Here is a 24,189-nt window from a genome sequence, read left to right as displayed (position 1 = left end):
AACAACCATGAGCCACCGTCCATTGAACAAAACACGTGTGGAGGATGTTATTGGTTTGACTCCCATGCAGGAAGGGATGCTCTACCACTATTTGCGGGACAAGGACACAGGAGCTTATTTTGAACAATACAGCTATACGCTACGTGGCCAGCTTGATCTGTCTGTCTGCTGTGAGGCGTGGAAATGGACGGTTCAACAGCATGAAGTGCTGAGAAGCGTATTCCGCTGGGAAAAGATCCAGAACCCGGTTCAGATTATCCTAAAAGGACGCGTACTATCTTTCGCTTTCCATGACCTCACAGAAATGGCAGAGATGGAGCAAGAGGTGGTATTGCAGGAGCTGCGAGAGGCAGACCGCGCTGTAGGGTTTGACCTGTCCGAGGGCCCACTATTGCGGATTACAGTGTTTAGGCTGACGCACGACCGTCATATCATGATGGTCAGCAACCATCATATTGTGATGGATGGCTGGAGTAATGGCATTGTGCTGGGTGAGTTTATCCACGCATATCATACGCTGCGTGCAGGCCGAGAACCGGAACAGATAAGCAAGCCGCGTTTCCGAGAGTACGTGAAATGGCTTGGAAAGCAGGATAAGAGCGGAAGCAAGGCATTTTGGCAAGCTTATCTGGCTGGATATGAAGCTCAGCCCCTGTACCTGCTTAATACCACTTCTGCCCCAAAAATAAGCGATACGGCTTGCGAATTGTATATATTGCCGCCAGATCTGGTGAGTGAGCTGGAAGCTGTTGCGAAGGAAGAATCGGTAACGATAGGTACCCTTTTTACAGCGGCTTGGGGCGTTCTGCTACAAAGGGTTAGCGGTCGGCAAGACGTGCTTTTCGGCACAACAGTATCTGGCCGCTCCAGCAGCTTGCCTGGAATTGAACGAATGGTAGGTCTTCTGATGAACACGGTTCCTATGCGGTTGCAGTCTGGGAATAGCGATACGCTGCAACAAGCGCTGCTCGATGTTCAGCAAGCGAGTATAGCGAGGCAGCCTTACGAAACAACACCGCTTGTGGATATACAGTCTTACGGAAATTTCAGAAGCACAGAGCCTCTATTTGATACATTGCTCGTGATTGAAAATTATCCGCTGGAGATCAATCGACAAAGTGAATTGACCTTGGAATCCTTTGCCGGGCATAGCGTAACGGATTATTCACTTCTAGTGAGTATTCATCAAATGGAGCAAACAGCCATCCAAATGTTGTATCAGCCTTCAACATATGAAACATCGATAATAGAACTCTTATGTGAACGTTATGTCGCTTTGCTCAGGCTGATGGTTACAGAAAGAGATTGTGCTATTCAGGATATTCACTCCTTGACGGAGATGGAAAAGGGACTGCAAGAGGTCTGGGCGATTGAATTTGATTATAGCCCGGATACTTTGAAAAGGGGTGTATGAAGATGAGAAAGCCGAAGGACTGGGAACAAATGGATTCCTATCAATGGATGACTACGAAGGAAACTGCCCACTATTACCGACTCATTGCTAATTTAATGAAGGAAATTCACGCCAAAATTCCGGATGAACAGTATCATTTGGACAAAGTAGCGACAGAAACGGATATTCGTGAGGAAAACTTTCAAGGGAAAAACTACCAACGCGCAGTCATGTATTTAATGTCGAACGGATGCGAGTGGGCTCTGAAAAATGGAAACGGCTGCACCATGTGCGGTCATTTAGCCAAGCAAACGCGCAAAGACGGCCCTCTTTCCGCCCATTATTATTTGGAGCAATTTCGGAAGGAGTTCAATCGGATTGATTTTACCAAATATCCTTTACTCAATCTGTATAATAACGGTTCCATTCTCAACGACAATGAAGTTCCAGCTGAAGCATTGTGGGAGATCATACGCATGGTTGGGGAAAAGCCCGAAATCAAAATGCTGGTTATTGAAACCAGACCCGAGTTTGTAACGCAGGAAAATATGGCGGAAATTAAGCGCCTTTTACCGGATAAGCATGTGGAAGTCGCCATGGGACTTGAAATGATTGATGATTTTTTGCGGTATGTATGCATAAACAAGGGCTTTTCATTAAAACAATTTGACAAGGCCGCCCGCTTGGTGACTCAGGAGCTAAATTTACGCAGCTATGTGTTGCTGAAGCCGCCTTTTATTACGGAACAAGAGGCTATCGAGCATGCCGTACAAACGATTGAACATGCTTTTGAGATCGGTACGACGACTGTTTCACTGGAAAGCTGTACCGTACAGGATTATACACTGGTGCAGTATTTAAGTGATCAAGAGGCCTATAAACCGGCATGGCTCTGGAGCATCGTTGAGGTGGTAAAACGGACGGCGCATTTGGGGAAGATCATCGTCGGATTGTTCCAATTTTATCCTTCTCCTGTCGGGGTGCCTTACAATTGCCCGCAATGCAGTGATCGAGTGATGGAGGCGTTGAAGGAGTATAATCACACTCTTGATCCAAGCGTTCTGGAGCATCTGGATTGCAGCTGCAAGGCGGAATGGGAGAAAGAATTGAAGCACGTGCATCCTCCTTTTGAGGAGAGACTGAGTATTTTGAATAGTGAATTAATCAAGTAGTCCACCAATTAAAGATCATGTGGATTCGTCAGCTCATGAAGGCCGGGAACGGTTGACAGAGAGGGGAGTGTGTATGGACAAGAGTACGCATCTGAAAGACCGGATCATTGAAGAATATTGGATGAAAAAATGGTCTCAAGATCTGCCGCGGGAATTATTGCCTGTAAGCAAAAGCAAGTCTAACTATCAACCGGGAGCACGCAGAGAAACGTTAGAACGGGTTATTCCCAGGGAGACAATCCGCCAACTGGATCAAATGTCGAAAGGCTCGGAACTGGGACGTTTTATTTTGTTTCTGACGGCGCTGTCAGGGCTACTCCATCGCTATTCGCAGTCAGAAGATATATGTATTGGCACGACGACGCTTGTACAGGCCCAATCCGAGCCAGGGAGTCTGCTTTTTCTCAAGCCTCGGGTTCAAGGAAGTCGAACGTGGCGTGAGCTAAACGAAGACATGAAGGCCGAGTTTTCCCGAACATTGAACCATCAGGCCAATTCTTTGTCCCTTCTCTATGACAAGTGGACATCTCTTCATGGAAGAGAGCTGCAAGAACTGTGGCAACTGGCATGTGTGGATGAGGGATTACAAACGGCGGTCGATGACCTGGATCGATTCGATCTGATAATCAAGCTTGTACCGAACGAAGAAGAAGGTCGGATACTGCAACTCGTTTATCGACCTGAGGTGTACTCGATGTCCTTGCTTGAATCCTTTGCTGCCAACTTGCTGTATGTTCTGGCTCAATGGCCTAAGAAATCAGCGGTTTCTCTGGAGGATGATGCGGCAAATATGCTGGCTCCACAGCAACGAGAGCTTCTAGTAAAGGGCTTAAATCAGACGGCTGTAGAACTGACGGATGTGAATATGCTGCATCAGTTGTTCGAAGAACAGGTGGTACAAACGCCTGAGCAAGCTGCTGTAGTCGAAGCAGAATATTGCATTAGTTACAGAGAGCTAAATGCAAGAGCCAATCAACTTGCCCGTGCTTTACAACGTCATGGAGTGGGTCCAGATGATATTGTCGGCATCATGACTGAGCCGACGGTGGAAGTTATCGTGGCAATCCTGGCGGTACTAAAGGCAGGAGGGGCGTATTGTCCGATAGATCCGGCGTTTCCAGCAGAGCGGGTACAGCAGCTTTTTACGGATAGTCGGATGGAGTTGCTGATCTCACCGTCAGAGTATGTGGATGCCCATCCTTTTCAAGGAACAGTGCTTGATCTGTCCAGTCCCGCCTTCTATACAGGCGAGACATCCAATCTGCCAGTTCAAGGCAGACCTGATCATATGGCGTATGTCATATATACATCAGGCTCGACTGGAACGCCCAAAGGCGTGATGATAGAGCATCGACATATTGTTAATCAATTGGCTGGGCTGAAACATAGCTATGATTTCCATGAAGAGTTGAGGCATGTTTTGATGGCTCCATTCACATTCGATCCTTCTGTGCAGCAGATTTTTTTGCCTTTAGCTACCGGAGGGACATTGTACCTGGTTTCAAAAGAAGCCAAGACAGATCCAAGCGCCTTTTGGGGATTGGTACGGAAGGAACGGATTAATGTGTTAAATACCGTACCTTCACTAATGGAAGTGCTGTTGGAGCAGGCACCGGATATTGAGCATCCCTTTGCTTTTATCATCATGGCAGGTGAGGTTTGTAGCGGGCAACTGGTACAGCAATTACGCGATAAGCTGAACATAGACAAGCTGTTTAACATTTACGGCCCGACAGAAGCGGCTATTAATACGACTTTGTATGAATGCCAACCTGTAGAGCAACGGGCAACTCTACCCATAGGCAAGCCGCTATTAAATTATCAGGTGTATGTTCTAGATCCACAGCAACGCTTGCTGCCCTTTGGGGCGACTGGAGAGCTGTTCATCGCTGGAGCTGGATTGGCGCGAGGATACTTATACAATCCACGCTTGACGGACGAACGCTTTGTGCCGAACCCGTTTGGAACCCAAACAGAGCGGATGTATAAAACAGGCGATCTGGTGAGATGGTTGCCAGACGATAATCTGGAATTTATAGGCAGATCGGATGATCAGGTTAAAATCCGAGGAATGCGTGTGGAACTGGGAGAGATTGAGTCTCTTCTCAGAAGTCATCCGTCTATCAAAGAAGCGGTGGTCATCCCGCATGGATCAGGAGAGCACACCGAGGAACTCGCAGCCTTTTATACATTGAAGAGGCTGAAGACCTCGAAAGCATCTCCGTTAGGAACCAATGACATCCAATTGTACCTGAAGCAATATGTACCGGACTATATGGTTCCGGCACATGTAGTTTGTCTGGAGTCCATGCCTGTCACGGCAAATGGCAAGGTGGATAAAAAGGCGCTGCCTTTGCAACGGATTGGAGTAGTCCATACTCGTGCATATGTGGCACCACGTAATGAGTTGGAGGAACAACTCGCGGATATCTGGAAGAAGTTGCTGTCCGTGCCTGCCGTTAGTGTGGAGGACAGTTTTTTTGAAGCAGGTGGCAACTCGTTGTCTATCGTGCGACTGCAAAGCAGAATCCAACATTTACTGAAGACTCAGCTGACCATTCCGCAGCTTTTTACACATCATACGATCGCGATGCAGGCCCAAATCATTCAGTCCGGCGGTGTGGAGAAACCTATCAAACCCCTTCGCGAAATGGATACAAGACGGCAACATATCCACAGGGCTGAGCTTGGAGCCAAGGGAAGACACGGTGATGTTGCTGTGATTGGCATGGCTTGTCGTTTTCCTATGGCGGACAGTTGCGATGCCTTCTGGGACAATCTGTGTCACGAGGTGGATGCTGTTCGCGACATTCCAACTCATCGGTTACAGGATATAGTTCATGGTTCAGATAATGTAGCTGGACAGCTAGGATCGTTGCCGCAAGGGGCATATCTGGAGCAAATTGATGGCTTCGATGCATCGTTTTTCCATATAGCTCCCAATGAAGCACGAATGATGGACCCACAGCAGCGCCTGCTATTACAGGTTGTTTGGGAAGCAATGATGAATGCGGGATACTCGGAAAAAGAGGTGTACGGGTCGAAGACGGGAGTATTTGTAGGAACAGGTACACCGCAATATTTGGACCTGATGCCACAGATTGAGCCCTCTGCTATACCGGGGAATTTACAAGCTGTGATTGCCGGACGAATTGCTTATGTCTTTAATTGGACAGGCCCGGCAGAGGTCATTAACACGGCCTGTTCCTCTTCACTCATGGCTGTGCATCATGCGGTACAGGAGATCACGTCTGGTAGCTGCGAAATGGCTGTGGCTGGCGGTGTCAATTTGTACCTGTCGATGGTAGATGAAAATCTCTTCAATATGGGAATCGCCGCGCCTGATGGCAAGACGAAAGCGTACGACGCATCGGCGGACGGTACAGGTGGTGGCGAAGGAGTAGGTGCTGTTGTACTCAAGTCACTGGAGCAGGCCGTGGCTGATGGTGATTATATTTACGCAGTGATCAAAGGAAGCGCGGCTAACTCGGATGGGCGATCCAACGGAATGACCGCTCCTAATGCCGCTGCGCAGGCTGATGTGATTGAGGAAGCCTGGAAGCGCGCGGGGATTGATCCAGAGACAATTTCATATATCGAGACACATGGAACAGGCACCAAGCTAGGCGATCCTATTGAAATGGAAGGCATTGCGCGGGCTTTTGGACGTTATACAAATCGTAAACAGTTCTGTGCGGTAGGATCGGTCAAGAGCAATATCGGGCATCTGGATTCAGCAGCAGGGATTGCCGGGTTTATGAAGGCAGTGCTGGCCATGACCAAACGCCAGATTCCAGCATCCCTTCATTTTAAAGTGCCTAACCCGCATATTGATTTTGTCAATTCTCCGGTTTATGTCGCTCCGTCACTTCAGGAATGGATGCCTGAATGCGGGATTCGTCGTGCAGGTGTAAGCTCATTTGGTCTGAGCGGAACGAATTGCCATGTTGTATTGGAGGAATATACGCTCCAAAGAGAAGCTCCGCCTCCGGGCGAAGAATATTTGTTCACTTTGTCTGCCCGGACCGAACAAGCGCTCTACGCTTATGCCGAGAGGTTTGCGGCTTATTTGGGAAATAACCACGAAGCTTTGGCAGACATTTGTTACTGCACCAATATCAGTCGTGGAAACGATGCTTATCGTTTGGCTACCGTCGTCAGCTCGCAGGAAGAATTACAGCGTAAACTCAAGCTGTTTGCAGAGCAGGGCGATCAAAATGCGGCTTCCATATTACTAGATCGCGAACGAATATACGTAAATACGATAGGCAAAACAGGGGGAAATCCAGCGCCGTACAGAGTCCAACCTGCGGAATCACTGGAACGTTTGGTGGAGGCTTATATGCAGGGCAGTGAGCTGGAGTGGGATGACTATTATCGCGGACAGAACCGGGTGCGTGTCCCTCTTCCAGGCTACCCGTTTGAAGAGAAGCGCTACTGGGTTGAACCTAAAGTTCAGCAATCACCGGATGTACCAGCCAGTGCGGAATTGATCGCTGGCACGCAGAAGGGAGCTCCTGATTTCTGGCAGGCTACCGAGATGGTTTTTCAATTCGGTGAACGGTTATTGGAGGAGAGCGGATTCGCGGTAGTCCAGGGATATAAAGAGGCGGTTGATGAATTTGCGGCCCAGCTTATCATCGAACTATTCAGGCAATGGGGGACGCTCACACAACCTGGAAAAGTATACAAAGAGTCTGAAATGCTGCATACGATAGGGATCACCTCCACATATCAGCGTCTCTTCCGGTTCATGCTGCGTTTCGTAGAGAAGCAGGGCCACGTACGCTTGGACGGTGAAAATATAATGCTGACCGTTGATCAGTCAGTTCCCGACCTGTCGATGTTATGTACCCAATACATCGAGCAATATCCGGCATTTGCTGGAACCTTCAAGGTGTTGAAGTATTGTCTGGACGCCTATCCGGCTGTATTAACGGGGAAAAGATCGCCTTTGAGTGTACTGTTTCCCGATGGCACATCGCAATTTCTGGCGGGCTTTGCCAATCAGGGACGTACCCTGGGCGATCTGTGTGAGACGATGGCGCTGGACGCATTAAAGCAGCATATTTTAGCACAAGCGGGAAAACGGCTCCGCATTCTGGAAGTCGGGGCTGGCTCGGGAACGGTGGGTAAGGTACTTTTTCCAGTCATAGCAGGTCTCCAAGTGGAGTATTGCTATACCGATTTGGGACGGGGCATCATTTTGGAAGCACAAAAGCAGTTTGCAGCGTATCCGTTTGTTCAATATCAGACTTTTAATATTGAAGAGGATCCTTTGGCACAAGGCTTTGTGCCGGAACAGTTTGATATCATTATTGGTCTGAATGTGATTCATGCCACGAGCCGTTTACGAACCTCCTTGTCTCAGTTGAAAAAGGTACTTGCCCCTGGTGGAGCCCTGTTTATGATCGAAAAGGTGCAGAACGAGCCTGCGGAAAATCTCGTGTGGGGAATGACAGAGGGATGGTGGCTGTTCGAAGATCAGGATATACGAAAGGATTCTCCACTGGTTCCGACGGAAACATGGGAGCAGTTGTTGAAGGAAGAGCAATTCACGGAAGTACGGACCTTCCCTGTGCGTTTGCCAAACCGTACTAAGGCTGAGACCGCACTGATTATCGGTCGAATGAGTGAACAAGCACAGGTGAGTACAATCGAAGATTTAATGTACCGTGTTCGCTGGACTCCAAAAGAACTGAAGAAGACAAGAGAAGGTGCACTAGTTCAGGGAAACTGGCTAATCTTTAAAGACAAGCTGGGAATTGGTGACGAGCTGGCGCTTCGCTTGACGCATTCTGACCATCAGGTGGTGACCATAGAGATGGGGCAGATGTTTGAAAAACAGAGCCATCATCAATACACCATCCGAGCGGGTGTAGAAGCAGATTACCTTCAACTCATGAGTGAACTGAGACAACGGAATCAGCGCTTGAACGGTATCGTTCATCTCTGGACCTGCACAGATCCCCCTTCAACTCCAGTCAATATTGAAACTGTTGATGTTGCTTTGGAGTCAGGTGTCTATAGCCTTTATTTTCTGACAAAAGCATTACTGCATCAGGGTTTACATGAAACGTTCGATTTGCGAGTGGTCTCGAACTTTACACAGCGGATTTCGGATGAACAGTATATATCACCTGAAAAATCTGCGATTCACGGTTTAGTGAAGGTTATTTCTCAGGAGCATCCACAATTGCAATGTTTCGGACTGGATGTTGATACGATCCACCACACGAGGGAGCAAGTTGCGGATCTGATCATGACCGAGCTGCAAGAAAATAAAACAGATTCGTTCGTTGTCATCCGTCAGGAACGATATATCCAAGGCATGGCCCGTCTGGAATCGGACATGGTAAGCACCCCGGATACTCGGAATCATCCGAATATTCCAGCTCGGCGTTCCGTCACCATTCGTCCGGGTGCGGTGTATATCGTGACTGGTGGTGCAGGAGGCTTGGGACTTGAGGTCTGCCGGTATTTGTCCCAGCAAGCCCCGATCCATCTGGTCATTCTGAATCGGACAGAGCTGCCGGAAAAAGAGCATTGGTCACAAATTATACATGATCCGGTGGAAAGACAAGCTGATGCTGCAACTTATCGTAAGTTGTCAGCCTTTGTAGATATGGAAAAACACGGCTCACAGGTCCATTACTACGCGGGAGATGTGTCTGATTTTAGGCAGGTGCAGCTGATTTTTGAAGATGTGCAAGCTCGTTTTGGCCCCATTAAAGGAGTGGTTCATTGCGCAGCAGCTAGCGGCGATACCAGCCGTCCGCTGGAAGTTCAGAATAGGGATGACTTTGGGAAGGTACTTTGCCCCAAAATTCATGGCACGTTAGTACTGGATAAGCTTCTTGCTGAGCAAGAGACAGATTTCTTCGTTCTCTTCTCTTCGGTAGCTTCGCTATGGGGCGGAGCTGGCGGTGGGGATTATGCGGTTGCCAACACTTTTATGGATGCCTTCAGCGCACAGCGGAACATGCGGGGGCAAACGACGTTGGCAATCAACTGGTACGCATGGGAGGGACTTACAGGACCAGGCTGTATGGATTATATGCCTGTACCGGATGCACTGGCTGCTTTCCACATGAGCTTGTCTTGTCCGCTGGATCAAGTGGCCATCGGCAAGTTTGATACACAGAAGCTCCGTGAATGGGCGCCGATGATGAAAATTCAGCTTGCACCGGATATGCTGACGGATCGACGACGAGCTGTACCGCTATTCACCAAGGAGGTAGGAGCTCCGTCATTCGTCAAGCCTAACCGTTTGGTGACAGATGTGAAGGTCAGTCTGAAAGGGAAACCGACAGAACCTTACACAGAATTGGAACAGCAGATTGCTCAAATTTGGGCCGAGGTGCTGGGATACGAAGAAATTGATGTGAGTCAACATTTTTTTGAAATTGGTGGGGATTCGCTGCTTATTTTAAAAGTGCTGAGTCTTCTGAATGAACGGGTTGATCCTGAAGTGGAGGCCGGAGACCTGTTCTCATACGGTACAGTTTCACAGCTGGCGCAATTTATAGAAGGCAGGCTTGCTGCCAGTACGAGAGAAGTGATAACCGAAGGCCCGCAATCATCGGTCAAAGCTTCTGACCTTGACCATGCGGATGAGGATTTGCGGAGTCTGATCAAGCGGGTAAAGGAGGACGCTATTTCAGTGGATGAGGCTATGAAAGGATATGAAAGCATATGAGGGATACGTTTGTTGAAGCCATTTTGCAGCTTGTAGCCAAACAGGAATTATCCGAAGAGCATGCGTATTCTCTGATCAAGCAATATCAAGTTCAGCTCAAAGCTGCGTCATCGTCTGCAGTCCATGAGGGGATAAACCGCAACAGGGATATAGCCATCATCGGCGTAGCTGGACGATTCCCGCAAGCAGATACCAAGGAGCAATATTGGAACAATCTGGTCCATGGTCTGAATGGGATACGAACGTTTCCAAGTTCACGTTTGGAACTGATCCGTCCTTTTTTGGATGAACACAATCAAGGGCCGTATATGCCAGCAGGCTATCTAGACGAAATAGATACGTTTGACGCTGCATTCTTTAATATTCTTCCAGGGGAAGCCAAATATATGGACCCACAGCAGCGTATGTTTATGGAAACCGGCTATGAGGCCATTGAGGATGCAGGTTATGGCGGAGAACGTATCCGTGGCTCACGGATGGGCGTATATGTCGGCTATAGTGAAGCGAGGTACAAGGAGCTGATCGAAAGTGATTCATCCACCGCTTTTGTCGGGAATTTTCCGCCCGTGATCGCAAGCCGTCTGGCTTATGCCTTGAATCTATCTGGGCCTGCACTCAGTGTAGCGACCGCCTGCTCCTCCTCTCTTGTCGCTTTGCATCTTGCATGTGAAGGATTGCTTGCTGGAGATTGCAGTATGGCTTTGGTGGGCGGAGTAGCCATTGGCGCTTTACCCACCAGATTGGAACCGGGAGGGCTTGGGATCACCTCGTCGCAAGGACAATCACGCAGCTTCGATGCTGATGCCGATGGTACGGGATGGGGTGAAGGTTGTGGCGTTGTTCTAATCAAGCCACTGGAACAAGCTGAGAAGGATCACGATTATATTTACTCGGTGATTAAAGCAAGTGCTATCAATCAGGATGGTGCCTCCAACGGATTGGCTTCCCCGAATGCCCGAGCCCAGGAAGAAGTGATTGTAGAGGCTTGGAAGCGTGCAGGCATTGATCCGTCGACGATCTCTTACATTGAGGCTCATGGAACAGGGACCAAAATTGGAGATCCGATTGAAATCAAAGGGATTACAAATGCTTTTCGCAGGTATACGCAAAAAAGACAATTTTGTGGAATCGGCTCAGTCAAAAGCAATATCGGTCATCTGGATTCGGCCTCGGGCATGGCAGGGCTAATTAAAATGATTCTGGCTTTACAGCGTAAAAAACTTCCGCCTACCCTGCATTTTGCGTATCCCAATCCGTTGATGAACTTGCATAGTTCTCCGGTCTATATTCATACAAAGCTAGCTGATTGGCGAAGTGAGGACGGGATTCCGCTGAGAGCGGGTATCAGTTCATGGGGGCTAAGCGGTACAAATTGTCACGTGGTGCTGGAGGAGTATCAAGGCAGCAGGCCCTCATTATCATCGTCCTCCGATGCACCCTGCGGTGAGGAACGAGTATTTACGCTTTCGGCATATAGTGAGGATTCGCTGCGAAGATTGACTGCCCGATATATTGATTTTTTGGAGAGTGACGATATTCCACCTTTGGAAAATATCTGTTATGTCCTGAACACGGGCAGAGAGCATCATGCTTATCGATTGGCAATTCCAGTTTCGGATCGGATCAGTCTTTGCTCAAAGCTGCGCCAGGCTTATAACGCATTGGTCTATCAGGATGGAACAGGGCTGGAGCAACAGGGGATTTTTTGCACTATATATAGCGAGCCCCTGCCCCTGGCAGAAATGAGGCTGGATACAGATGCACGAATGATTGCCCGGCGATATGTTAACGGAGAGAACAGACGCTGGTCGGAGGATTATTCGACAGGTGGATGTGTCAAAGTTCCTTTGCCTGCATACGCCTGGGACAAGCAGCGCTACTGGGTGGAGCCGCCGATCCAACGTCGAAGTAGTAGTCGTAACGAACAGGTACCAGCCTATAACGAAGTACGTGTTTCCTTTCTTGACGGGTATGTTCCGACGGAAACGGAAGACAGGCTGGCACGCATTTGGGGACGGATTTTGGGTATTGACGAGCTCTCTATAGATGCTGATTTCTTCGAATTGGGTGGAGACTCACTGCTGGCTACGGATCTGATTACAGCCATCAGTCAGGTGTTCCACACGAGAATTACATTGGTTGATTTGTTTGGACACCCTTGTATTCGTGAGCTTGCCCAGCTTGTTTCAGGAGGAGAAACAACGGATTACCCGTCTATCGAACCAGTGTCTCCACAAGCATTTTACCCCGTATCCAACGCACAGCGGCGTCAGTTTATTCTAAAGCAGCTGGCAGAAGATAATTTGAGCTACAACATGCCCGGAGCGGCTATGATCACTGGGCGTTTGGACGTGGAGCGCTTAAAATACGCATTTGCTGCGATCATTCATCGTCATGAATCCTTTCGGACAGTGTTTGATGTCGCAGAGGATGAAATTGTGCAAAGTGTTCTTCCGGAAGTTGAGCTTGCGATATCACTGGGAGTGGCTTCAGAAGAAGCCGATGTGCAAAAGCTGATGGAAGAATTTGTACAGCCGTTTTCCTTGGGAGAGGCGCCTTTACTTCGTGTATGCTTGCTGCGATTAACGGATCAGCGTGATGAAGAGGACAAGCATTTGCTGATGTTTGACATGCATCATATTGTTTCAGATGGTGTTTCCATGGAAATCCTCATTCGGGAATTTACCAGTCTTTATAGCGGGCAGAGCTTGCCACCGCTACGTATTCAGTATAAGGACTATGCAGTATGGCAAAATGCTTTTCTGCACAGCGAGCAGATGCTGCAACAGGAGCAATTTTGGCTGAAGACGTTAACGGAAGGGCGGGAGGCGGGTCTACCGGTTTTGAATCTGGTCAGTGATTATCCACGGCCGCCTGTGATGACTTTTGAAGGGGGCATGTATTCGTTCACGATTGACAAGGTGGCTGCTGACCGCTTGCGGGCCCTGGGACAAGAACATGGGGCTACGCTATATATGACGCTTTTGGCTGTATACAATGTGCTGCTGTATCAATACACAGGGCAGGAGGATGTCATTGTAGGTTCTCTCATTGCTGGAAGACGTTATACGGGGGTAGAGCATACGATAGGTCTTTTTACGAACTATTTACCTATCCGTAATACCCCGGCAGGAGAGCGCTGCTTTACAGACTTTTTAAAGGAGGTGGCTCATCGGACTATAGCTGCGTATGATCATCAGGATTATCCATTTGAAAAGATGGTGGAGCACCTGGATCAGAAACGTGATCTTTCACGCAACCCTATTTTTGACACCATGCTTATTTTACATAATCAGGGGATGCAGAGGACCCAATTTACGATGGGAGATGTGACGCTGGACATGGTGGACTGGGCCAAACACAGCTCAACCATGGATTTGAAGCTCGACATTTTTCAAGGGATGCAGGGAGAGCTAAATTGCACCTTTGAGTATTATTCCCGCTTGTTTCACCAACAGACAATCACTACACTTGCAGGACACTTGCTCAGCCTGATCGACCAGATTCTGGACCAGCCTGAACAAGCTTTGGCAGAGTACCGGATTTTTTCACCTGAAGAAGCGGAGAACATGAGGCGGCAGCGGCAGGTAAAGGACTCCACTTTTGCGATTCCTCCGATTTGCCCGCCACCAGAGGCTGAGTGGCATCCTTTATCTTTTTACCAAAAGCAGTTATGGCGACATCGGGGATCAACTCCTCATGTGATCGTTCGTGCAGCGTGGACAGGCAAGGTGGATCAGACGTTATTTGTCAGGGTGTTGGAAGAACTGCAAGCCGAACACAGCACACTCCGAATAACCTTTCACGAAGAGGAGCAAGGACCAGTTCAGCAGGTACAGGGACACTTACCGTTGGATTACACATTCACGGATGTCATAGAGGAGGATGCGGCTTCTTGGGCGGATTCTAGTGTGGCTGCCGAGTATCGTAACCCGTTTGAGCCACGACAAGGGCCGCTGTATCGGGTGTGCTTGGGGTGTGACAACAACGAACGGTGCCAATTGATCGTGGCTGTTCATCCATTACTAATGGAATGTCTGGACATGAAAGATTGGCTGGAACGACTGTTTATCCGCTATTCCGCCGCTGTTACGGATTCGGTAGTAGATGCAGTCCACACATTTCAGTCAATCCCGCAGATTGACTTTACCTATTGGCAGCATCAGTTGTTGCAGGAAGGATATTTGGAGCCGCAAAAAGCGTACTGGACCGAAGCTTTACGAAATCCGCTTCCTCAAATCGGATTGCCGTTCAAACGAGGAGAAGATGCTTCTGTAACGTCTGAGTGGGATTCCATTGAAGTGGCTCTTGCCACACAGGAGACTGAAGCTTTACACATTTTTGCCTCCAGTCATGATAGTAGTGTTACGGACATTTTATTCGCATGTTATTTCTTGCTGCTGCGGCAATTGACGCAGGCGGAGGAGCTTTTGATCCATGTCGTTCATCCCGAGGGACATCCGGTGCAGGGGAGTGGAATACCTTTACGTATCCAGTATCCTGTGCCAGTCAGAGTTTCAATGGAGGGGCTTTCGTCGTTTAATCCTTTGCTAGAAAAAGTGAAGGACAAGTATCAAGCTGCACTTCAAGCCGTTTTATATCCGTTTCATTTGCTGCTGGACCCTAATGTATTGAAGAGCGGGGCGGAGTATTCCACCCGTTTTAACGTCATCTTTTGCGAAGAGGACTGCACGAGCTCTTTACCTGTGGTAGGGGAAGTGGGATTACGTGTATATCCCTCAGAACCAGCAGCACTGCAACTGTCTGTTGTGAGATTAACAACCGGACTGACCTGTTCCCTGAGGTGGAATACCGCTTTGCTGGAATCTTCTTATGTTCACTCTATGTTGGAGAGGTATCACAAAATAATCAAGACCATTGCTGGTAGTGTGTCTAGCCTGTCCAAAGTATCCCATTAACGTGCGTTTCATTCAAAGGAGGCAATTACAAATGGAATTGAGATCATCTATTGAATTTTACGACAATCGGTTTTTAATGTTCGTTCTGGATCAAATGGCTTATGAATTTGAGAAAAACGGCTCCAAGGAGGTCATTCGGATGACCTTGGGAAAATCCGAGCTACCTTTGCACGAGGATATTATTCAGTCGATGAAGGATGCATTAGATACCTTTGAAAAAAGCTCGCTTGTATTCCCACCGGGCTTGCCGGAATTAAAGGAAGCTTTGGCGGAGGAATACAAGAAAACCTACGATCTGGACATTAACCCTAACAATATCTTGATTAATGTGGGCACCAGTGCCTTGTTCCGGAATTTGTTTTATTTATTAGCGAAAGAAGGGGATGAGGTACTGCTGCCGCGTCCGTATTATTCCCTGTATCATTTCTGCGCTCAATTGGTAGGGGCGAACGTTCGCTACTATGATATTAATCTGGATACGCTGGCACTCGATCTGGATTCCTTCAGGGAAAACTTCACGGATAAAACCAAAATTGTGGTAATTAATTCGCCTGGCAATCCGTTAGGCAATATTTTAACGAAAGAAGAACTGTACGCCATTGATGAAATCATCGACGGACAGGCTGTAGTCATTAATGATGAGATTTATGCCAATGTTTGCTTTGATGAACGAAGCACCTCGGTACTGGAGCTGACGGATACCAAATCAGCTTTTATTACGACGAATGCTTTCTCCAAAGGATACCGGATGTACAGTCGGCGCGTTGGCTACTGTATCGTTCCTGACGAGCTGGTCACACCGCTTACGGTCATACAGCATCATACCTTGTTGACAGCCGACCCTGTCGTGCAGTTTGGCGCGCTGGAAGCATTGGCGCATCCCGAAGAGATTGAGCAACTGGTCAGCCTGTACAAAGCAAGACGGGATTATACGGTAGAGCGGTTCAATGAGGTTCCACTCGTACGTGCCATTCCTGCTCAAGGCAGCTTTTACTTCACACTCGATTGTGAAAAGTACATGGACGAGCACGGCATTGAGACGAGTTTGGAGTTGGCGGAACAAATAATGAGAGCCAAACAAGTGGCGACAGTGCCGGGTTCTGATTTTGGATTACCGAAAATGCTGCGCCTGTCCTACTCTACAACGCGATACAACGAAGGCATAGACCGATTAGTGGACTTTTTCACAAATAGCTTGGTAGGTCAATCGGCTGGATCTGCTGCAATTCCGGTTCAGGAGTAGCTCCTATGGATCTTGATTTTGATGCATTTGAAATTCTATCGGCAGATGAGGAACGCGTCATTGCGGAGATGAATCAGACCAGCAAGGCTTATGAGGAACAGCTGACGATTCCTGATTTGTTTGTCCGTCAGGTCGCGAAAACCCCTCAGCATACTGCTATTGAAGAATATGGTTCTTCCATCACATATGCCGAACTGGAGGAACAAGCGAACCGAATGGCCCGCCTACTGTACGCAGTAGGTGTGCGGCCTAACCAGCGGGTAGCGGTGGTAGCGGAACGGGGAATTGAGCTTTTGGTGGCTGTTTTCGGTGTATTAAAAGCAGGGGCGGCCTATGTACCTATTGATCCGGATTATCCGAAAAAACGGATTCAATATATGCTGCGCGACAGTGCCTGCAGTGTGCTGATCACCGAGTCTGCCAAGCTGCAGACGATGCTGGAAGATTTGCCGGAGAGTATGACGACCGCTGTCTGCCTCGACGAAACAAAGGTGCAAACAGATAAGCTGACTGTGTATCAACGATCGGATTGGGAGCACCAGGGAAAGGCTTCTTGGCACTGTCCTGCCTGTGAAAATGATCTGGCATATCTGATTTACACCTCAGGCTCCACAGGAGATCCCAAAGGAGTCATGATGACGCATAAGGCTGTGCTGAACACGCTTTTTTGGTTGCAGGATACTTTCTGTCTGGCCGCAGCAGATGTGATTGCGCAGAAGACTTCCGCCAGCTTCACCGACTCGGTATGGGAGTTCTTCTGGCCCTTGATTTATGGAGCCAAGCTGTCCATTTTCAGTTCGGATACGGTCAAAGATCCACAAAGGCTCTATGAACAGCTGCGAGATGACAAGGTTACCATTACCCAGTTTGTTCCAGCCCAGATGAGTCTCTTTTTGGATGCGATTCCGACCGATGAGACAGACCATCCGCTGCCGGAACTAAAGTGGGTATTCAATGGAGGCGAAGCCTTGCTCGTCAATGGGGTGCGAGACTGGTACAGCACGTTCCAGGAAGCCAAGATTGCCAACATTTACGGCATGACCGAGTCAGCTATTTATGCAACCTGTTACCTGATTGATGCATCTCCGGCTGAAGGTGAGTTGAGTATTCCATTAGGCAGGCCGCTTGCGAACACGCATGTCTATATTTTGGATAAGGAGGGGCAGTTGTGCCCCTTTGAGGTCAAAGGCGAAATTTGTATCGGCGGAATTGGTCTGACGGCGGGGTACTGGAATAAGCCGGAAGCCACTGACAAGGCTTTTACCCAGCATCCCAAAACCGGTGAAAGATTATATCGTACGGGAGATCTGGGCTTGTTACGACCAGATGGCATCCTGGAGTACAGCGGACGTAAGGATGATCAGGTTCAGGTGCGAGGATATCGCGTAGAACTGAAAGAAGTGGAACGGGCTGTATCTGTCTTTCCAGGGATTAAGGAAACGGCTGTAGTTGCCCAAACTGATGAGTTTGGTGTAACCAATCTTTTATGTTATTTTACATCGCTGGAAAAAGGGCTTGAAGTGGATGATCTGACAACTCACCTGCGTGAATTATTGCCTGAGTATATGATTCCAGGATTTTTTATGGAACTGCTGGAGATGCCGCTTACTCCTAACGGAAAGATTGATCGCAAAAATCTGCCACAGCCGGAGCGGCGAGTTCATCGTTCAACCGCATATGTGGCGCCCCGTAACGAGAGAGAACATATGCTGGCGAAAATCTGGGCCGGAATTTTAAATATAAGTCCGGAGGACGTCGGCATCCATGACAGCTTTTTTGAAATCGGCGGCAATTCCATCTCGATTGTTCGACTGCATCGTAAGATGCAACACGCGCTGGGCAGCAAGGCGACGGTCGCTGAGCTGTTCTCCTATCCTACGATTGCAGCGTATATGAATCATTTTGAAAATCAATCCAAGGATGACGAACAGCTGGATCAGGATCTCATGAGCCTGCTGGATCAAATTGAAGATGGCTCACTGGATGTAAGCCAGTCTATACGGGCGCTGGACCATCTGAAGGAGGGATAACATATGAAACGGGTTCAGAATTACTTGCTAGCTCAGGTGGCTGCAAAACATCTCTCCAAAACAGAAGCTCTACCGATGCTAAAAGAGCTATTCGAAAATGAGGCCAAAACGGTAAAAGTCGATGATATTGCTGTTGTGGGGATGGCTTGCCGTTTTCCGGGGGCGAATGGAACGGATGAATTTTGGGATAATCTCGTAAACGGCATGGATGCCGTAAGAGAATTTCCGGAAAGTCGCAAGTCGGATGTAGATCGGCCTATTCGAGATTATTTTAAAGGTAAACGATATGCCCCTGAGATTAAGTATCGCAGAGGAGCGTATTTGGACCATATTGACCGTTTTGATGCAGAATATTTTAATATCACGCCAGCGGAAGCCCGTTGTATGGACCCTTTGCAGCGCATTTTCCTCGAAGTTACCTGGGAAGCACTGGAGGATGCTGGATACGCCGAAAAGGAATTGTATGGCTCACGGACCGGGGTGTACGTAGGGGATACAGATGCCGACTACTTGCAGCTGATTCAGAACATGGAGCCTTATGCTTTGCCCGGCAATACCATTTCAGTCGTAGCCAGTCGGGTGGCCTACTTGCTGAATCTCGCCAGCGGCAGTCATCTGATTGATACTGCTTGCTCGGCATCTTTGGCTGCTGTACATCATGCGGTTAAAGGGCTGATTACTGGAGACTGCGACATGGCTGTAGCTGGAGGACTAAACCTAACCCTGTTTCCTGTAGACGAGGGGCTGGTGGATATCGGCATTGCTTCTCCTGATTCTGTCGCTCGTACCTTCGATGCTGCAGCGAATGGAACTGTCTGGGGCGAGGGATTTGGAGTCATTGTACTGAAGACGCTGGAAAAGGCCAAGAAGGATCGGGATCATATCTACGCCGTTATTAAAGGGAGTTCCATGAATTCAGATGGAAAGTCCAACGGTATTACCGCCCCAAGTGCCTTGGCTCAGACGGAGCTGATGAAGGAAGCTTGGCGCAATGCGGGCATACCCCCTGAAACAGTAACCTACATCGAGGCTCACGGTACAGGAACTCGTCTAGGTGATCCGATTGAGATCGAAGGCATTACCAATGCCTTTCGCAGCTACACGGACAAGCGGCATTTTTGTGCTCTGGGTGCGGTAAAAACAAACATCGGTCATTTGGACACCGCAGCTGGTATTGCGGGTCTAATCAAAACGGTGCTGTTGTTGCAAAAGAAGGAGATTCCGGCAACCCTACATTTTAACGAGCCGAATCCGCACATTAATTTCATTGAATCGCCTGTATATGTGAATACAGAGCTGGTTCCATGGGAGACGGAGGCAGGAGTACCACGGCGGGCGGGGGTCAGTGCTTTTGGTCTGGCAGGGACCAACTGCCATGTCATATTAGAAGAATATGAGCAGGATGAGCGGAGCCTGTCCGCCAGTGTAGAAGACGTGCCGTACGTATTTACGTTGTCTGCCAAGAGCAAAGCTTCCTTCAATGCTTTGGTTGACCGTTACCGTACTTTTTTGGACCGTACAACTCATACACTGCCAGATATTTGTTTCACAAGCAATCAGGGACGCGGGCACTATGCTTATCGGCTTGCAATTGTAGCTACAAGCCTTGATGAGCTTAGGGAAGGGATAGAGCGTTTTGCAAACGCAGATGAAGCTGTGCGTCCAGCTTTGGCGGGAGAGAGGATTTATTATACCCGTCTGACAACCCGTGAAGAGAAAAGCTTTAAGGTGCAGCCCGACACCAGTCTGGAACAGGTTGTAGATGAATATATGCAAGGTAGCGAGATCAATTGGGCTGCCCTGCATGATTTGGAGCAAAGGCGCCGTGTTCCTTTGCCTGTCTATCCATTTTCAGGCAAGCGGCATTGGGTGGAGTATATTCCCGAGCATGCGCTAGAGCACGAAGCGACTTCTCCAGCCATGAAATCTGAACCGGAGAAACAGGTGGATCATTGGTTTTATGAACTGAATTGGATAGCCAGTCCTCTCCCGGCTTCTACCCTCCCTGAGCGGCCTTCTGCCGGGAAGTCATGGCTTATTCTGGCGGATGAAGAAGGGGTCGCTGATTCACTTGGTGAGTTGATGAAGGCCCAAGGAGAAACGCCGATCATTGTAGAGGCTGCATCTGCTTTTTCGGCCGTAGATCCGGGACATTATCGGATTCGTCCTAGCTTTGCGGAGGATTATGCCAAGCTGCTTGCAGCCGTGGCAGAGACCGACACGCAAGGAGGAGCAGAGCTTACCGGAATCGTGCATCTGTGGACATGTACTGAAATTCGCAGTCGCATGCGACAACTCGATGATTTGAATGAAAGTCAGGAGCAAGGAGTTTTAAGTCTTTTTTATTTAATGAAGGCAGTGCAAGCAAGTTCGATTCATCGCTCGTTGGAAATCAAGGTCGTCTCGAACTACGCACAGCTGGTCGTAGCGGAGGATACATATGTGTTCCCGGAAAAAGCGCCTCTGTGGGGATTGATGAAGGTCGTTTCACAGGAATATAGCCAGCACCGTTGCAGCTGTATGGATGTAGAAACGATTGGCCGGGAGAATTCCGACATCGCTCGGGAAATCATGTTGGAATTGAATCGGGATGAAGCAGATCAAGGTTCAGCATGGCGTGGCGGTCAGCGGTATACACAACAGCTGGAACGGATGCGGCTTGCAGCCCTTCCACGCCGCAAAATTACGCTACGCGAGGGCGGTGTCTATTTGATAGCCGGGGGAGCCGGTTCGGTAGGACTGGAGACTTGCCGCTATTTTGCCCGCAAGGCCAATGTAAAGCTAGTGCTGGTCAATCGGACAGAGCTTCCAGACCGGGGAACTTGGCAGGAACAAGCTGTGGGACCGGACACTTCTGCGGTTGCGAAGAAAATCCGGCAAATGTTGGAGATTGAAAGCCTTGGCTCCAAGGTTAGCTACTACGCAGCTGATATCACGAACCTGGCTTCCATGAAGAAGGTCGTTGAGGATATACATGCACGTTACGGTCCAATTCATGGGGTTATTAATGCCGCGATGCATTTGGAGGAGGTTCGTCTGGAACAGATGGATACCGCCGCATTTCAGCGAACCATGGAAGCCAAGGTGACCGGAACATGGGTGTTAAACGAGGTGACCAAGGAGCAGACGCTGGACTTTTACATTCTGTTCTCGTCAGTGGCTTCGCAACTGGGAGGCGTAGGTTTGGGCAGCTATGCTGCTGCGAATGCATTTCTGGATCAGTATGCCCACTATCAGAGCCGTCGCGGCATGGAAGTGATGGCGATCAACTGGTCGGATCTGGAGATGGGGGATACACCGAACGAACTGATGGATCAACGGATGTTATCTCAGCCGATTTCGTCCGAGGACTATGGAAAGCTGCTTGATCGGCTTTTGCAATATAAACTGACCCAAGCGGTCATCGCCAACATTCGCAGCCAGAAGCTGGCTCAAGTGCTGACGCTGCTCAAGGTTCACTTTTCCCCAGACTTAACAAAGGAAATTACAGAGCAAGCACAGGGACATAACGAGCAAGAGTCAGAAGTCTACAGCCATCTGCTGGAGTCCTATCAGGAGCTGAAGCAGTTTATTACTTCAAATGAGGCTCTGAACGATATGATTCAGCGAAATGTGAAGCTGGGTGCTAAATTTGTCTCCTTTGAGGAAGAGCTATTTCATACACTACAGCCGAACTCAAAGCTTGCCAACACTGGAGTGTACATGCAGTCTCACATCCAAGTGACCTTGATCGGCCGTGACGGAGAGGTCTATTCGGAAACAGAACGGAAGCTAGGTCAGATTTGGGGCGAGGTGCTAGGACATGAGGAAATTAGCATACACCAGGACTTTTTTGAAAATGGAGATTCACTGATGCTGATGAGTGTCATTGCTAAAATCAAAGACCAGCTGGCCATAGATGTGCCGATTCAGGTCTTTTTTCAGGAGCCGACGGTGGCCGGGCTGGGAAGTTGGATCGATGAATCCAATCGCAGCAGTTCTGAAGAGGAAGATATCATTCCGATATTACCACGTCATTTTGCTGAGGCTGAACAATAAAGCGGCTTTGTGTTGGGCTAACAGGTGAGGAGTGAAAGGAACATGTTATTCTGCGGACTGAAATTAACGCATGATGGTAGTGTAGCCTTGATTGAGGATAACAAGCTTATTTTCAGCTATGAAGTTGAAAAATTCAATAACAACAAACGCTACAGCGAAATTCCTGATTTAGATTTTGTTGAAGAAGCACTTAACCTGCATGGCTATACCTCGGCAGATGTGGATCGGTTTGTTATTGACGGCTGGGCCGGATTGAAGGAAAGCAGGGTGGATACGCGTTCTCATGGGCAGGAGTTGTCCCTTTCGGTTGCGCCTTACCGCGAAGTATCGCTTTCAGCGGACGCACTCCAAGCCTATTCGGGCAGTGGACTTGTTATTGGAGAGAAATCCTTCGATTATACCAGCTATATGCATGCAACCACACATATCGCCAGCACCTATTGTGCGAGCCCTTATGCGGTGAACAAGGAGCCGTCTTACGCGCTTGTATACGATGGAGGTATGTACCCGCGTTTTTATTACTTTGATCCAGCGAACGAAAGATTAGAAAACCTGGGCCCTCTCTTCATGTACATCGGCAACATTTATTCACTGTTTTCGCTGCACTTTGAGCCTTTCCTTCGCGGAGGACAAGGACCACGTGTGGATGATCTTTCGGTAGCGGGCAAGGTTATGGCCTATATAGCCAAGGGGCGGGTACGTTCAGAGCTGCTCGAACAGTTTGAGTTGACGTATGCGCGGCATTTTTCACCCTCCATGGAGTTTAACTGGACCTTTTCCCAGGAAATCAAGCGATATGTAGATGAGCATCATATTCCGCATGCAGACGCTTTGGCGTCTTTCCATCAGTATTTGGAGCAGCTTCTTGTAACCTCGCTGGAGGCGAGTGTGACCAAGCATGGGCGCAAAACAAAGAACTTTTGCTTTATAGGAGGCTGTTCTCTGAATATTAAATGGAACAGTGCGATTCGAGAAAGCGGGTTATTTGATGATGTGTTTGTTTCTCCATTTACGAATGACACAGGCTCGGCCATTGGTGCTGCTTGTTGTGAGATGATTCATCAGACAGGTCATCCCCATTTGAATTGGTCTGTATACAGCGGGCCGATGGTCATCCAAAATAATCCAGCGGAAGGCTGGGAATCACGTGCTTGTACGGTGTCACAGCTCGCGGAGCTGCTGCATGCGACAGATGAGCCAGTTGTCGTGCTGAATGATCGGGCGGAACTGGGACCACGTGCGCTGGGGAATCGCAGTATACTGGCAGCTGCCGTTCGACCGGATATGAAAGACCGCCTGAATGCCATTAAGCAACGGGAGGACTATCGTCCAGTCTCACCGATCTGCATAGAGGAGCATGCGCCTGCTATTTTTTCGCCAGGAACCCGCGATCCGTATATGCTGTTTGACCATATGCTGCGTGACGAATGGGTGGAACGCATTCCGGCAATCCGTCATCTGGATGGCACAGCACGCTTGCAAACAGTAAGTCGGGAGGACAATCCGCTAATTTATGATTTGCTGCATGCGTACGAGAAATTAAGCGGTATTCCAGTCCTGTGCAATACCAGTGCCAATCTGCTTGGCAGCGGCTTTTTCCCGGATGTGCGTTCTGCAACCGAGTGGAACGGAACCCGATATGTCTGGTGCAATGAAACGTTATACGAAAAGCAGTAGCCTATCCTCGAATAATGT

At 48.7% G+C, this 24,189-nt stretch carries 8 protein-coding genes; all 8 read left to right on the top strand.

Annotated features, from left to right (window positions below; translation table 11 throughout):
• Positions 1–7: 7 nt before the first annotated feature.
• The 8 genes from G7035_RS02865 (at position 8) to G7035_RS02830 (ending at position 24,171) form a co-directional block, all read left to right on the top strand.
• The gene (locus G7035_RS02865; protein ID WP_019686383.1) at positions 8–1,414 is read left to right on the top strand and encodes a condensation domain-containing protein; all 1,407 of its coding nucleotides are present in this window, start codon (positions 8–10) and stop codon (positions 1,412–1,414) included.
• A 2-nt stretch (positions 1,415–1,416) separates the two neighbouring features.
• The gene (locus G7035_RS02860) at positions 1,417–2,565 is read left to right on the top strand and encodes an archaeosine biosynthesis radical SAM protein RaSEA (RefSeq protein ID WP_017426433.1); all 1,149 of its coding nucleotides are present in this window, start codon (positions 1,417–1,419) and stop codon (positions 2,563–2,565) included.
• Positions 2,566–2,638: 73 nt separating this feature from the next.
• The gene (locus G7035_RS02855; protein ID WP_019686384.1) at positions 2,639–10,264 is read left to right on the top strand and encodes a non-ribosomal peptide synthetase; all 7,626 of its coding nucleotides are present in this window, start codon (positions 2,639–2,641) and stop codon (positions 10,262–10,264) included.
• Positions 10,261–15,183: a condensation domain-containing protein gene (locus G7035_RS02850; RefSeq protein WP_019686385.1), complete on the top strand. Its 4,923-nt coding sequence runs from the start codon at positions 10,261–10,263 to the stop codon at positions 15,181–15,183. Before G7035_RS02855 ends, G7035_RS02850 begins: the two co-directional genes overlap by 4 nt.
• A gap of 31 nt (positions 15,184–15,214) precedes the next feature.
• Positions 15,215–16,426, top strand: coding sequence for a pyridoxal phosphate-dependent aminotransferase (locus tag G7035_RS02845; protein WP_019686386.1), 1,212 nt, complete (start codon positions 15,215–15,217; stop codon positions 16,424–16,426).
• A 5-nt stretch (positions 16,427–16,431) separates the two neighbouring features.
• Positions 16,432–18,456, top strand: coding sequence for a non-ribosomal peptide synthetase (locus G7035_RS02840; protein WP_019686387.1), 2,025 nt, complete (start codon positions 16,432–16,434; stop codon positions 18,454–18,456).
• Positions 18,457–18,459: 3 nt separating this feature from the next.
• Positions 18,460–22,494, top strand: a complete 4,035-nt coding sequence (locus G7035_RS02835; protein ID WP_019686388.1) for a type I polyketide synthase — start codon at positions 18,460–18,462, stop codon at positions 22,492–22,494.
• Between the two features lie 42 nt (positions 22,495–22,536).
• A complete protein-coding gene (locus G7035_RS02830; RefSeq protein ID WP_019686389.1) occupies positions 22,537–24,171 on the top strand; it encodes a carbamoyltransferase N-terminal domain-containing protein in 1,635 nt (544 codons plus the stop codon).
• Positions 24,172–24,189: the final 18 nt, after the last annotated feature.

This window comes from Paenibacillus polymyxa, from assembly GCF_015710975.1.
GTDB classification, from domain to species: Bacteria; Bacillota; Bacilli; order Paenibacillales; family Paenibacillaceae; genus Paenibacillus; species Paenibacillus polymyxa.
Note: the sequence above shows the minus strand (reverse complement) of the source record. Positions and strands in the feature narration are given on the sequence as shown.

Bases quoted from the DNA above. Each gene is read 5' to 3' on its own strand.
- G7035_RS02840 (WP_019686387.1), top strand. From the start codon at position 16,432: ATGGATCTTGATTTTGATGCATTTGAAATTCTATCGGCAGATGAGGAA.
- G7035_RS02865 (WP_019686383.1), top strand. From the start codon at position 8: ATGAGCCACCGTCCATTGAACAAAACACGTGTGGAGGATGTTATTGGT.
- G7035_RS02850 (WP_019686385.1), top strand. From the start codon at position 10,261: ATGAGGGATACGTTTGTTGAAGCCATTTTGCAGCTTGTAGCCAAACAG.
- G7035_RS02860 (WP_017426433.1), top strand. From the start codon at position 1,417: ATGAGAAAGCCGAAGGACTGGGAACAAATGGATTCCTATCAATGGATG.
- G7035_RS02830 (WP_019686389.1), top strand. From the start codon at position 22,537: ATGTTATTCTGCGGACTGAAATTAACGCATGATGGTAGTGTAGCCTTG.
- G7035_RS02835 (WP_019686388.1), top strand. From the start codon at position 18,460: ATGAAACGGGTTCAGAATTACTTGCTAGCTCAGGTGGCTGCAAAACAT.
- G7035_RS02845 (WP_019686386.1), top strand. From the start codon at position 15,215: ATGGAATTGAGATCATCTATTGAATTTTACGACAATCGGTTTTTAATG.
- G7035_RS02855 (WP_019686384.1), top strand. From the start codon at position 2,639: ATGGACAAGAGTACGCATCTGAAAGACCGGATCATTGAAGAATATTGG.